The sequence below is a fragment of the uncultured Nocardioides sp. genome (assembly GCF_902805925.1).
GTDB lineage: Bacteria > Actinomycetota > Actinomycetes > Propionibacteriales > Nocardioidaceae > Nocardioides.
The window spans coordinates 1-12186 of sequence record NZ_CADCUP010000027.1 but is presented as its reverse complement, the minus strand read 5'-3'; the positions used below and the strand labels follow the sequence as shown (position 1 = coordinate 12186).

Here is a 12186-nt window from a genome sequence, read left to right as displayed (position 1 = left end):
CGTCGCCGTCGAGGATGGGCCCCGACACCGCGCCCGGGTCCAGCACGTCGAGCACCGGGCAGGGCTTGGGGTTGCGCTGGGCGAAGAGCAGGAAGTCGTGCGCGGCCTCGCGCGGCAGCGAGATCAGGTTGGCCTGCGTCCACCCGCGGCTCCATCCCGCGGTGGGCGTGACGAGCCCGGCGCGGAAGAGCGCGCGGGCCTCGACCGGGGTGAGCCCGGCCGCCTCCGCGGCGTCCGGGGCGGCGGGAGCGGTGCTCAGCGGGGACTGGTCCATCGGAACCTCACGAGTTGTCCGGGACGGGCCTGGGCTGCCAGGTCCACGTCGATGTCGACCACCACCGCGACGACCGGGTATCCGCCGGTCACCGGGTGGTCGGCCAGGAGCAGGACGGGCTCGCCGTCCGGGGGGACCTGCACGGCGCCGCGCCAGGCCCCCTCGCTGGGCAGGGGCGGCGCCTCGTCGGCGTGCCGCAGGACGGGCGCCTCTCCACCGCCGGCCTCCGCGGACGATGCCTGCAGGCGCATGCCGACCCGGTTGCTGCGCTCGCTGGCCGCCCAGCTCGTGGAGACCAGCCGGTCGGCCTCGGCCAGCCAGCCGTCGCGGGGGCCGCGCACGGCCCGCAGCACCAGCGGCTCGTCGAGGGCCGGCAGCGCGAGCGGGAGGACGGAGTCGACCGTGGGCTGGGAGTCCCCCGGACGCCCCACCGGCAGCAGGTCGCCCTCGGCGACCTGGTCGGGCCCGAGCGCGGCCATCACGTCGTGGCTGCGGGAGCCCAGCACCGGCTCCACCGCCACGCCGCCGCGCACGGCGAGGTAGGAGCGCAGCCCGCGCTCCGGCGTCCCCAGCCGCACCACGGCCCCCGCGGGCGCCGAGAAGACCGTGTCCGCGCCGACGTCGCGGCCGTCCACGGTGACCGGGCACGGGGCACCGGTGACGCAGAGCCACACCGGGCCGCCCACCGGCTCGACCACCAGGCCGCCGAGGGTCACCTCGAGGGCGGCGTCGCCCTCCTCGTTGGCCAGCGCGCGGTTGGCCCGGCGCAGCGACCCCCGGTCGGCGGCGCCGGAGCGTCCGACCCCGATGCTGGTGAGCCCCTGCCGGCCCAGGTCCTCGACCAGGCACTGCGCTCCGGTGGCGTGGACGCGCAGCCCGGTGGCGCTCATCGCTCCTCCACGAAGCGCACCCGGGCCCCCGGCGTGAGCACCGCCGGCGGGTCGCGGCGCAGGTCCCACATGGTCAGGTCGGTGTGGCCGATCAGCTGCCACCCGCCCGGCGACTCGCGGGGGTAGACCCCCGTGTAGTCGTCGGCCAGTGCCACCGCACCGGCGGGCACGGCGGTGCGGCTGCGGCCCCGCCGCGGCACCCGCAGCCGGTGGTCCTCCCCCAGCAGGTAGCCGAACCCGGGCGCGAAGCCGCCGAAGGCGACCCGCCACGTCTGGCCGGTGTGCGCGGCGACGACCTCGTCCGGGCTGAGCCCCGTCAGCTCGGCGACGTCGGCGAGGTCCGGGCCGTCGTACCGCACCGGGATCTCGACCAGCCCGCCGTCCGGTTCGGCGGTCGCCGCGGCGCGACCCGGACGCCGCGCCTCGAGCGCCGCACGCAGGGTCGCCGTGGAGGCGCCCTCGGCGGCGACCACGAGCACCGTGCTGCCGCCCGGGACAACCTCGCCCAGACCCTCCGGGGGGTCGGCGCGGAGCGCGTCGGCCCAGGCGAGGACCTCGTCGGTGCCGTCGAGGTCCACGAGCACCGCGCGGTCGCCGTACGGCATCAGCCTCGGCGCGCTCATGTGAACGCCTCCAGCGACACGCCCTCGGCGGCCAGCGCCGCCGCCACGGCGCTCGCCATCGCGACCGCCCCCGGTGAGTCGCCGTGCACGCACACCGACTCGGCGCGCACGTCGACGACGCTGCCGTCGACCGCCTCCATCCGCCCCTCGGTCACCAGCCGCACGACGCGACGGGCGACGAGGTCGGGGTCGTGCAGCACCGCTCCGTCCTGGGAGCGGGGCACCAGCGTCGCCTCGGGCGTGTAGGCCCGGTCGGCGAAGGCCTCGCGCACCGGCCGGAGGCCGGCGCGGTCCGCGGCGGCGAGCAGCTGCGAGCCGGGCAGCCCCAGCACGGGCAGGGAGGGGTCGTAGGCCCGGACGGCGTCCACCACGGCACGCGCCTGTGCCTCGTGGTGGACGGTGGCGTTGTAGAGGGCGCCGTGCGGCTTGACGTAGCGGACCCGGGTGCCGGCCACCCGAGCCATCGCCTCCAGGGCCCCGAGCTGGTAGAGCACGTCGTCGGCGAGCTCGACGGTGTCCATGTCGATGAAGCGGCGGCCGAAGCCGGCGAGGTCGCGGTAGCCCACCTGGGCGCCGACGGCGACCCCCTCCCGCACGGCGGTCGCGCAGGTGCGCCGGAGCGTGGAGGCGTCGCCGGCGTGGAACCCGCAGGCGACGTTGGCGCTGGTCACCAGCGCCAGGACGCCCTCGTCGTCGCCCAGCCGCCAGCGCCCGAACGACTCGCCGACGTCGCTGTTGAGGTCGACGCGGCTCACAGCTGTCCCAGCCCCTTGATCGCGTTCCATCCGAGATAGAGGGCGAGCAGCCAGGCCAGCACCCCGGAGCCGAGCAGCCACCGGGGGTAGCGGTAGCCGTCCAGCAGGTCGCGGCGACGCCATGCGACGTACAGCAGGACGGCGAAGCCGATCGGCAGGATCAGCCCGTTGACGGTGCCGGCGACGACCAGGAGCCTGGCGGGCGTCTGCTCGATGACCACGAAGACCCCGGCGGTCACCGCGATGAAGGCGACCGTCAGCAGGTTGCGCCGGCGCTCGGAGGTGCGGGAGCTGGTGAGAAAGGAGACCGATGTGTACGCCGCGCCGATGACGGAGGTGAGGGCGGCGGCCCACAGCACCACGCCGAAGACCCGCAGGCCCGCCTCGCCCGCGGCCTCGCGGAACGCCGAGCCGGCGGGGTCCTCGGCCGAGAGGGTCGCGCCGCCGGCCACCACGCCGAGGATGGCGAGGAGGAGCAGGATGCGCATCACCTTCGTGACGAGGATGCCCAGGACCGAGCTGCGGGCGATCTCGCAGACGTTCTCGATGCCGGTGCGGCCGGAGTCCAAGAGCCGGTGGGCCCCCGAGTAGGTGATGTAGCCGCCGACCGTGCCACCGATGATCGTGGTCACCGCGACGAAGTCGAACTCCTCGGGCGCCACCACGCTGGTCAGGGCCTCGCCGACCGGGGGTGAGGAGGTCACGGCCACGACAGGGTGGCGCCGATCATCAGGATGCCCAGCACGACGACCACGCGGTCGAGCGCGACGCCGGCCCGCTTGCTGAGGAAGATGCCGATCGCGATCAGGGCGGAGAGCGCGCCGCCGATCCGCGGGTCGAGACCGAACATCGCGTCGGTGCCCAGCCCGCTGCCGGCGACGTTGCCGATGTTGAAGACGAAGCCGCCCACGAAGACCAGCGCCGCGAGCAGGTAGCCCACACCGGGCAGCACGTCGTTGCCGAGCCCGTGGGCGCGACGCCCGCTGACGCCGATGACGCGCCAGACGTTCATCCGCACGGCGACGTCGACCAGGATCGACAGCACGATCGCGCAGGCGAACGTGGCGCCGAGCGTGCTGGTGAACGTGGCGGTCCGGGTGAGGAAGCCGGGACCGATGGCGCTGGTGGCCACCAGGAACACCGCACCGACGACCGCCGAACGGGACGCCGTGGAGTGTCCGGGCGAGACGCTAGCGGCCGCGGAGCCGGCTGCTGGTGTGCTCATGCGTCTCAACGTATTCGATTGTTGAACAATCGGGCAACGGGTCTGTTCAACGACGTTGCTCCCGTCCGCTACGGTCCGGTCATGGCTGACGACGTCGAGCGGGTCGTCGAGCGGCTCGACGGCGACCGCTGGGAGCGGCGTACCGTGATGAGCACCTCGGCCGACCGCGCGGCCCGGGTCCTACGCGAGCAGGTGGTCGAGGGACTGCTGCGCTCCGGCACCCGGCTGCCCGAGCAGCGACTGGCCGCCGCGATCGGCGTCTCCCGCAACACGCTGCGCGAGGCGCTCAGCCAGCTGGTCGCCGAGCGCATCCTGGTGCGCGAGCCGCACCGGGGCGTCGTCGTCGCCACCCCGGACGCCGATGACGTCGCCGACGTCTACCGCGTCCGCCTGCTGATCGAGCCGGCTGCGGTGCTGCACGGCACCGGGCACACCGCACCGCGGCTGGCGGCCCTGCGGGCGGCCGTCGAGGAGGGGTGGACCGCCAGCGGCGCCGAGGACTGGCACGGGGTCGCCAGCGCCAACCAGCACTTCCACCGCGCCGTCGTCGCGCTCGCCGGCAGCGCCCGGCTCGACGCCGAGGCCGAGCTCCTGCTGGCGGAGATGCGGCTGTTCTTCCACCGGATGGAGGCCCCCGGTGAGTTCCACCGCCCCTACCTCGACGAGAACGCGGTGATCGCGGACCTGGTGCTGGCCGGGCGCCGCGAGGAGGCAGCCGGGCGGCTCACCGACTACCTCGCGTCCGCCCAGGGGCAGCTGGTGGCCCACTTCCTCGGACCGGGACGGCGCTGACCGGCGGGCGCGGCATGCCCGGGGGCCCCCGAGCCAGATGCGTCACACAAGGTCGCCAGCAGCATTCGCGACCAGTGATACTGCCGCGCAACGATCCCGACCCCCGGAGCAGACGTTGCAGCAGATCCTCGACGCCATCCTCGCCGGTGGCCCCGCCGCGGACGACCTCGCCCACCTCCCCCTCCCGGAGTCCTACCGGGCGGTGACCGTGCACCGGGACGAGGTCGACCTGTTCGAGGGGCTGGAGGCGCGCGACAAGGACCCCCGCCGGTCGCTGCACGTCGAGGACGTCGCGATGCCCGAGCTCGGCCCGGGCGAGGCGCTGGTCGCGGTGATGGCGAGCGCCATCAACTACAACACCGTGTGGACCTCGATCTTCGAGCCGGTCTCCACCTTCGGCTTCCTCGAGCGCTACGGCCGCCTCAGCCCGCTCTCCAGGCGCCACGACCTGCCCTACCACGTGGTCGGCTCCGACCTGGCCGGCGTGGTGCTGAGGACCGGCGCCGGTGTGCACTCCTGGGACCCCGGCGACGAGGTCGTCGCCCACTGCCTCTCGGTCGAGCTCGAGAGCTCCGACGGCCACAACGACACGATGCTCGACCCCGAGCAGCGGATCTGGGGGTTCGAGACCAACTTCGGGGGCCTGGCGCACGTGGCCCTGGTGAAGTCCAACCAGCTGATGCCCAAGCCCGCCCACCTCACCTGGGAGGAGGCCGCCTCCCCGGGCCTGGTCAACTCCACGGCGTACCGCCAGCTGGTCAGCCGCAACGGCGCCGGCATGAAGCAGGGTGACAACGTGCTGATCTGGGGCGCCAGCGGTGGGCTGGGCGGCTTCGCCACGCAGTACGCCCTCAACGGCGGCGCCACCCCGGTCTGCGTGGTCTCCAGCGAGGAGAAGGCCCGGATCTGCCGCTCCATGGGCGCCGAGCTGATCCTCAACCGCTCCGAGGAGGACTGGCGGTTCTGGAAGGACGAGCACACCCAGGACCCCCGGGAGTGGCGCCGCCTCGGGGCGAGCATCCGTGAGCTCACCGGTGGCGAGGACGTCGACATCGTCTTCGAGCACCCCGGCCGCGAGACCTTCGGCGCCTCGGTGTACGCCGCGCGCAAGGGCGGCACGATCGTCACCTGCGCCTCCACCAGCGGCTACCTCCACCAGTACGACAACCGCTACCTGTGGATGAACCTCAAGAACATCGTCGGCTCCCACTTCGCCAACTACCGCGAGTCGTGGGAGGCCAACCGGCTCATCGCCAAGGGGATGATCCACCCCACGCTGTCGCGGACCTACCCCCTCGACCAGGCCGGGCAGGCGGCGCTCGACGTGCACCGCAACGCCCACCAGGGCAAGGTCGGCGTGCTGTGCCTGGCCCCCGAGGAGGGGCTGGGCGTGCGCGACCACGCGATGCGCGAGAGGCACCTGCACCGGATCAACCGCTTCCGCGGCGTCTGACCCCTGCCCCGACGCGTCCCGGGCCGCCCGGTCGGCACCGGCCCGCGAGCCGGGGTGTGTCTTGCCCTCCCGATCGTGGAGACTACGTCGAGTCGGGCCGCCACTCCCCCGACGCTGCACACACGCGACCAGAAGGGTGCTGCACACATGAGCCGCGACGAGGGCCTGTCCATCTTCGACCAGGAGCCGCGCGACGAGGAGCCCGTCGAGGGAGCCGACGAGGTCACCCAGGTCATCCCCACGGTCCCCGGGAGGCAGGTCGAGGACAGCGCCTCCGCACCGGAGGGCGGGCCGACGGGCGGGGCGACGCAGCTGTCGCCGGAGCCGCCGCTCGAGCGCACCAAGGAGTCCCCGCCGATGGAGGCGCCAGCGGCCGGCCCGCCGGCGCGTCCGGCACCGATCATCCCTCCGCCGGCCTCCCCGGGGCGGGCGCCGGGCGCGGAGCCGCCTGCGATCGGCCTGCCGTCCTTCCCCGCCGTGCGCCGTGGTGGCTACGACAAGAACGCCGTCGACACCACGATGCAGCAGCTCGCCTCCGATCGCACCGCCATCGGTGGCCGCCTCGGCGACGCAGAGCGCCGGGTGGCCGAGCTGCAGGCCCAGGTCGAGTCGCTGTCGGCCGAGCTCGCCGAGAACAAGAACCCGTCGTACGCCGGCCTGGGCGGCCGCGCGACCTCCATGCTGAAGCTCGCGGAGGACGAGGCGGCCGACGTCCGCGAGGCGGCCCTGCGCGACGCCGAGGAGATGCGCTCGCAGGCGGCCCGCGACGCCCGTGCCATCCGCGCGGACGCCTCCCGCGAGGCCGAGGACATGCGCCTGGTCCAGCTCAAGGAGCTCGACGAGACCCGCTCGCGCATGACGGCCGACGCCGAGCAGGAGCGCATGCTGGCCAGGTCCGAGGCCGAGGACCTCCGCGCCTCGGCCCAGCGCGCGGCAGACCAGCTGCGCCTGGCCGCCGAGCAGGAGGCCAACGAGCAGCGCACGACCGCGCGGCGCGAGGCCGAGCAGGCGCGCGCCGCGGCCGACCGCGAGGTGCAGGAGGCCCGCCGCACCCTGGCGGTGGAGAAGGAGCGACTCGCCCGCGAGGCGACCGAGCACCACACCAGCGCCACGTCCGAGACGGCCCGCCTCGTCGCGGAGGCCGAGCAGCGCGCCACCGCCGCGGAGCAGCGTGCCCACGAGGCCATCACCCAGGCCACCGCTCACCGCCAGCAGGCGCAGACGGAGTCGGAGGCGCTGCTGGCCAGGGCCCGACGCGAGGCCGAGCAGATCGTCGCGACCGCCACGACGCAGGCCGAGGCCGTCACGTCCAGCGGCACCGCCGAGGCCGAGCGCGAGCTGGCCGTCGTGCGTGCGGAGGTGGAGCGGGTGGCCAAGCGGCGTGACGCCATCGTGGCCCAGCTCGGCGCCCTGCGCGACGTCGTGTCCGGCTTCGCCGAGGACAACTCCTGAGTGCCCTGCGGCGCCCGGGACGAGCAGCGGCCACGGCAGCCGCAGCCGAGCAGGCGCCGGACGCCAGGTCGGCACGCGGCGCACGCCAGCAGACCGAGCACACCACCGAGGGCGCCGGCCGCGAGAGCGGCCTCCAGCGGCACTCGCCGTTCTACCTCGGCTTCCTCGGCGCGGCCGGCGCGCTGCTCGCCTACTGGCTCGGCAGCCAGCTCCTGGCCATCGGCTCGACGCTGATCCTGATCGTCGTCGCCCTCTTCCTCGCCGCCGGGCTCAACCCGGCCGTCGAGTGGTGCCAGGGCCGCGGGCTGAGCCGCAGCTGGGCGGTGCTGGCGGTCATCACGCTCGTGCTCGTCGCGGTGGTCGGCTTCGTCTGGGCCATCGTGCCGGTGATCTCCGACCAGGTCTCCAACATCACCCGGAGCGCCCCCGGCTGGCTCGACCAGCTGCAGCAGAACCGCCGCGTGCAGCAGCTCGACGACGAGTACGACGTCATCGCCAGGGTCCGCGAGAAGATCGAGCAGGGCGACCTCGTCTCCAGCCTCGCCGGCGGGGCGCTGGGCATCGGTCTGCGGGTCCTCTCGACGCTCTTCAACGCCTTCATCGTCGTGGTGCTGATGCTCTACTTCCTCGCCGGCCTCGACGCCACCAAGAACGCCCTGCTGCAGCTCGCCCCCGCCTCGAAGCGCGAGCGGGCCAGCACGCTGACCGACCGGGTGATCAGGGGTGTCGGCGGCTACGTGTCGGGCGCCTTCATCGTCGCCCTCTGCGCCGGCCTCTCCAGCCTGGTGTTCCTCCTCGTGGTGGGTCTCGGCGAGTACGCCGTCGCGCTCGCGTTCGTGGTGGCCCTCCTCGACGTCATCCCGATGATCGGCGCCACCATCGGCGCGGTCGTCGTGACGGCCATCGCCTTCGCCACCGACCCGACGGTCGGCATCGCCTGCGCGATCTTCTACCTCGTCTACCAGCAGCTGGAGAACTACGTCATCTATCCCCGGGTGATGTCGCGCTCGGTCGACATCCCCGGCTCGGTGACGGTCATCGCGGCCCTGGTGGGTGCCGCGCTGCTCGGTGTCGTCGGCGCCCTGCTCGCCATCCCCACCGCCGCGGCGGTGCTGATGCTCACCCGGGAGCTGCTCGTCAGCCGCCAGGACGCCCGCTGACCAGCGTCGTACGCCGCTCCCCGAGCTTGACGACCGCGACACCGAGCAGGATCAGCACGCCGCCGAGCACCTGCACCACACGTGGCAGCTCGTCGAGCAGCAGCCAGGCGAAGACGAGGGCGAAGAGCACCTCGGCCAGCGCCAGGAAGGACGCGAGCCGCGGGCCGAGCCGGCGCGAGGCCGCGATGCCGGTGACGTAGGCCAGGGCGGCGGTCACCACGCCGAGCGCCAGGAGGGGGAGCCACCAGGACACCGCGGTGCCGTCGTACTCCACGTCGGCGGTCGAGGCGGCCATCGGCACGATCCCGAGCGCCCCGGCGACCAGCAGGCCGGCGGCGCCCAGGCCCAGTCCGCCGGCGGCCAGCACGACCGGCGGGAGCCCGTTGGTCTCGCTGGCCGACAGCACGAAGTAGACCGCCACACCGGCCATCGCGCCCAGCGCCCAGGCCACGCCGACGACGCTGAGGTCGGCCCCGGACAGCAGGTCCAGCACCAGGACCAGCCCCACGGCGGCGAGCGCGGCCCCGGCCAGGGTGAGCGGCCCGGGACGCTGGCCGTGGCGCATCCACAGCCACGCGATGACGGCGACGGGCGCGGTGTACTCGATGAGCAGCGCCACGCCGACCTGCAGGTGCGTGACGGCGTTGAAGTAGGCGAGCTGGCAGCCGGCCACCGCGACCAGGCCGTAGCCGGCGAGCATCCCGCGGTTCTGCCGGAGCAGGTGCCAGCGACCTCCGAGCAGCACCAGGGCCGGCACCGCCAGCACGAGGGCGGCCAGGGCGACCCGCACCACGACCGCGGCTCCGGCGCTCCAGCCGGCGTCGATGAGCCCCTTGGCCAGCGTGCCGGACAGGCCGAAGGACGCCGCGGACACGACGGCCAGCCCGACCCCCGCGCCCAGCCGGGACGCCGTGGCGGACGGCACGTCATGGGTCACCGAGGTCATGACAGATGACGCTAGTCCGCCGTGCGGTAACGTGTCAACGTGCGCTTCACCCATGACACCGAGGTATCGTTGCAAGCAGCCGTGGCCCTGGTGAACTCCGCTGAGGACCCGGACACCCTGACGACCGTCGAGGAGCTCGACGCGTTCTACGGGCGCTTCCAGTACACCGGCCGCCGCGACGGCGACCGGGCCGAGCTCGCGGCCGTGCGGGCGCTGCGTCCGACGCTGCGCGAGCTGCTCACCAGCGAGCGCGACGAGGCGGTCGCGCTGGTCAACGGGCTGCTCGCCGACGCCCACGCGCTCCCCCAGCTGGTGCGGCACGACGCGTGGGACTGGCACCTGCACGCCGTCGCACCCGACCGGCCGTTCGCGACCCGCGTCGCGGTGGAGACCGCGATGGCGATGATCGACGTGCTCCGCGCCGGCGAGACCTCACGCCTGGGGATCTGTGCCGACGACACCTGCGCCGGCCTGGTGCTCGACCTGTCGCGCAACCGCTCCCGACGCTTCTGCAGCACCGCCTGCGGCAACCGCGTGGCCGTCGCGGCGTACCGCTCGCGGCAGCGCGGCTGAGCCGCGTCGCGGTCGGCTCAGAAGTCGAAGCCGTCGAACATGTCGCCGATGCCCTCGCCGATGCCGCCGAAGGCGTCGCCGACGCCCTCGCCGATGGCACCGATGCCCTCGCCGATCCCCTCGAAGCCCCCGCTGAACAGCATGCCCATGAACATCCACTCCATGGGGCCGAAGGCGCCGTAGTAGCCCAGCGCGTAGGGCTGGTAGGCGCGGCCGCCCTGCCAGTAGGGGACGCGACGCGAGCCGACCATGACCTTGCGGATGTCGGGCTCGGCACCCGCGGTGACCCGCTCGGCGTCCAGCGCACAGGCAGGCACGTCGCGCTGGGCGCCACCGGGCGGCGTGTAGGCCACGTCGGTCACCGAGAGGCCGTGTCGGGCGTCGAAGAAGCACGGCGGACGGCGCGTCGGCAGTGCCAGTCCCTCGACGCGGGCGCGGACGCAGGCCATGGCGTAGCGGCCGTCCTCGAGGATCTCGGTCACGTGGCGGACCTGCTCGGGCGCGCTGAGGTTGTCGGCAGCGTGCTTGGCGGCCTCGTAGGCGTCCAGGGCCCGCTGGTAGTCGGCGTTGGCGCCCTCGGTGAGCTCGCGCCCGGCCATCTCGACGTCGAAGTGCTGGAGCTCCACCCCCAGGGCCGTGACGTCCTCGTCGACCAGCCTCTTGACCGGGGCGAGCTCGTTGGTCCTCCGCTCCAGCTCGCGGCGCTTGCCGGCGCGCGACATGGCGACCACACCGCCCACGGCGGCCACGAGGATCAGCAGCAGGACGAGGTACTCCATGCGCTCAGGGTACGTCGCAGCGGCAACCGGCCACGGTGGTGCGACGAGGCAGGCCGCGACCCGGGATGCGGGGTCACGGCCTGCCGGAGCGCCGGTCCCCTGGCGTAGGCCCTCCCCTGTGCGGCCCACCCCGCCGGCGCTCATGGAGAGCCTGCCGAACTTCGCGGGAGGGCTCATCGGTAGTCCTACCTAAACAGGGTGGCGTATCGGCGATAGGTTCAGCACGTGCTCACTCCGTGCATCGGCCGGGAACGGGTCCGGGAGGTCCTGGACACCGCCCTCCTGAGCTCGCGGTGGGTCAGCATCGTGGGCCCTCCGGGGGCCGGGAAGACACTGCTGGCACGGCACGCGACGGCCCATCACTCGGGGGCGGCCTGGGTCAACGCCCGGGACCTCCGCGACGTCGACTCGGTGCTCTCCGCGTGCCTCGACGTGCTGGAGGCGTCGGCCGCGCCCGGCGACAGCCAGGAGGGCGCTCTGTGCCGGGTGCTCGACGGCTCCGAGACCCTCCTGGTGCTCGACGGCCTCGACATCGACGCCGGCGGGCCGGAGCTCCTCGGCGCGACCTTCCAGCAGGTGCTCGAGGCCACCAGCACCGCGCGGCTGGCCGTCACCTCCCTCACCATGGCGGGGCAGCCGGGCGAGCGGGTGGTGCGCGTGGGCCCGCTGCCGGTGCCCGGCACCCACGAGCCGCTCGCCGGCCCGGCGGTCGAGCTGCTGTGCCACCGCGTCGAGGCAGCCGGGGGCTACCCCGTCGACCTGGTCGCCGATGAGCGCGACGTGCGCCGCCTGCTCTCCGCAGCCGGCGGCCTGCCGCTGCTGATCGAGCAGTTCGCGGCCCAGGTCGCCCTCGTCGGCATCGCCAACGTCGTCCCGGCGGGCTCGCTGTCGCAGGCGGTGCACGCCTCCTACGACCTGCTCGACGACGACCAGCAGCGGTGCTTCCGCCGGATGGCCCAGATGACCACCCCGGTGAGCATCGAGGTGCTGGCCGAGATCTCCGACGTCAGCCGGGAGGTCGCTGCCCCGGTCGCGGCGCGGCTGGTGCGACGCAGCCTGCTCGAGGTGCTCCCCGACGGCCGCTTCGACATGCTCTCGCCCATCCGGCGGCACGGTGCGTTCCTCGCCGCCTCCACCGACGACGCGGCGCGGGCCCGTGCCGGCCTGCTGCGCTGGGCCGACCGGGTGGCCCCTGACCACGACAACTTCGGGGCCGCCGACGCCCCGTGGCTGGCCGACCTGCCGGTGATGCGCAACGCCCCCG

At 74.1% G+C, this 12186-nt stretch carries 13 protein-coding genes and 1 pseudogene; 6 read left to right on the top strand and 8 right to left on the bottom strand.

Going from position 1 to position 12186, the window contains the following annotated elements:
- The 6 genes and pseudogenes from QZX64_RS01630 to QZX64_RS01605 all read right to left on the bottom strand — a co-directional run.
- Positions 1 to 274 (bottom strand): annotated as a pseudogene (locus QZX64_RS01630) (hypothetical protein); the annotation flags it as partial.
- A complete protein-coding gene (locus QZX64_RS01625; protein WP_295656421.1) occupies positions 256 to 1164 on the bottom strand; it encodes a biotin-dependent carboxyltransferase family protein in 909 nt (302 codons plus the stop codon). The gene QZX64_RS01625 and the pseudogene QZX64_RS01630, both read right to left, overlap by 19 nt.
- Positions 1161 to 1787, bottom strand: a complete 627-nt coding sequence (locus tag QZX64_RS01620; RefSeq protein ID WP_295656420.1) for an allophanate hydrolase subunit 1 — start codon at positions 1785 to 1787, stop codon at positions 1161 to 1163. Before QZX64_RS01620 ends, QZX64_RS01625 begins: the two co-directional genes overlap by 4 nt.
- On the bottom strand, positions 1784 to 2542 hold the full coding sequence (locus QZX64_RS01615; RefSeq protein ID WP_295656418.1) for a LamB/YcsF family protein: 759 nt from the start codon (positions 2540 to 2542) through the stop codon (positions 1784 to 1786). The genes QZX64_RS01620 and QZX64_RS01615 overlap by 4 nt, the downstream gene beginning before the upstream one ends.
- A complete protein-coding gene (locus QZX64_RS01610; RefSeq protein ID WP_295656416.1) occupies positions 2539 to 3246 on the bottom strand; it encodes an NRAMP family divalent metal transporter in 708 nt (235 codons plus the stop codon). Before QZX64_RS01610 ends, QZX64_RS01615 begins: the two co-directional genes overlap by 4 nt.
- Positions 3243 to 3767 carry a hypothetical protein gene (locus tag QZX64_RS01605; protein ID WP_295656415.1) on the bottom strand — a complete coding sequence of 175 codons (525 nt, stop codon included), beginning with the start codon at positions 3765 to 3767 and terminating at the stop codon, positions 3243 to 3245. Before QZX64_RS01605 ends, QZX64_RS01610 begins: the two co-directional genes overlap by 4 nt.
- A gap of 81 nt (positions 3768 to 3848) precedes the next feature.
- On the opposite strand from QZX64_RS01605, the gene QZX64_RS01600 reads away from it, so the two are divergent.
- The 4 genes from QZX64_RS01600 to QZX64_RS01585 all read left to right on the top strand — a co-directional run bounded on the left by QZX64_RS01600 (position 3849) and on the right by QZX64_RS01585 (position 8624).
- Positions 3849 to 4559: a GntR family transcriptional regulator gene (locus QZX64_RS01600; RefSeq protein ID WP_295656414.1), complete on the top strand. Its 711-nt coding sequence runs from the start codon at positions 3849 to 3851 to the stop codon at positions 4557 to 4559.
- A 115-nt stretch (positions 4560 to 4674) separates the two neighbouring features.
- Positions 4675 to 6012 carry a crotonyl-CoA carboxylase/reductase gene (gene ccrA / locus QZX64_RS01595; RefSeq protein WP_295656412.1) on the top strand — a complete coding sequence of 446 codons (1338 nt, stop codon included), beginning with the start codon at positions 4675 to 4677 and terminating at the stop codon, positions 6010 to 6012.
- Positions 6013 to 6159: 147 nt separating this feature from the next.
- The gene (locus tag QZX64_RS01590) at positions 6160 to 7464 is read left to right on the top strand and encodes a hypothetical protein (RefSeq protein WP_295656411.1); all 1305 of its coding nucleotides are present in this window, start codon (positions 6160 to 6162) and stop codon (positions 7462 to 7464) included.
- Positions 7461 to 8624 (top strand): AI-2E family transporter, encoded by a 1164-nt coding sequence (locus QZX64_RS01585; RefSeq protein ID WP_366558496.1) that lies wholly within the window; start codon positions 7461 to 7463, stop codon positions 8622 to 8624. Before QZX64_RS01590 ends, QZX64_RS01585 begins: the two co-directional genes overlap by 4 nt.
- Here QZX64_RS01585 and QZX64_RS01580 read toward each other — a convergent pair.
- Positions 8602 to 9570 (bottom strand): DMT family transporter, encoded by a 969-nt coding sequence (locus QZX64_RS01580; RefSeq protein WP_295656410.1) that lies wholly within the window; start codon positions 9568 to 9570, stop codon positions 8602 to 8604. The two genes, QZX64_RS01585 and QZX64_RS01580, sit on opposite strands and share 23 nt — an antisense overlap.
- 39 nt (positions 9571 to 9609) lie before the next feature.
- Between QZX64_RS01580 and QZX64_RS01575 the strand changes: the two genes are divergently transcribed.
- On the top strand, positions 9610 to 10143 hold the full coding sequence (locus tag QZX64_RS01575) for a CGNR zinc finger domain-containing protein (protein WP_295656409.1): 534 nt from the start codon (positions 9610 to 9612) through the stop codon (positions 10141 to 10143).
- Between the two features lie 17 nt (positions 10144 to 10160).
- Here the strand turns inward: QZX64_RS01575 and QZX64_RS01570 are convergent, their stop codons facing one another.
- Positions 10161 to 10922: a hypothetical protein gene (locus tag QZX64_RS01570; protein ID WP_295656407.1), complete on the bottom strand. Its 762-nt coding sequence runs from the start codon at positions 10920 to 10922 to the stop codon at positions 10161 to 10163.
- 225 nt (positions 10923 to 11147) lie between these two features.
- Between QZX64_RS01570 and QZX64_RS01565 the strand changes: the two genes are divergently transcribed.
- Positions 11148 to 12186, top strand: a 1039-nt coding sequence (locus QZX64_RS01565; RefSeq protein WP_295656405.1) for a hypothetical protein, incomplete at its 3' end; no start/stop codon positions are given.

Bases quoted from the DNA above. Each gene is read 5' to 3' on its own strand.
- QZX64_RS01570 (WP_295656407.1), bottom strand. From the start codon at position 10,922: ATGGAGTACCTCGTCCTGCTGCTGATCCTCGTGGCCGCCGTGGGCGGT.
- QZX64_RS01605 (WP_295656415.1), bottom strand. From the start codon at position 3,767: ATGAGCACACCAGCAGCCGGCTCCGCGGCCGCTAGCGTCTCGCCCGGA.
- QZX64_RS01590 (WP_295656411.1), top strand. From the start codon at position 6,160: ATGAGCCGCGACGAGGGCCTGTCCATCTTCGACCAGGAGCCGCGCGAC.
- QZX64_RS01620 (WP_295656420.1), bottom strand. From the start codon at position 1,787: ATGAGCGCGCCGAGGCTGATGCCGTACGGCGACCGCGCGGTGCTCGTG.
- QZX64_RS01625 (WP_295656421.1), bottom strand. From the start codon at position 1,164: ATGAGCGCCACCGGGCTGCGCGTCCACGCCACCGGAGCGCAGTGCCTG.
- QZX64_RS01580 (WP_295656410.1), bottom strand. From the start codon at position 9,570: ATGACCTCGGTGACCCATGACGTGCCGTCCGCCACGGCGTCCCGGCTG.
- QZX64_RS01600 (WP_295656414.1), top strand. From the start codon at position 3,849: ATGGCTGACGACGTCGAGCGGGTCGTCGAGCGGCTCGACGGCGACCGC.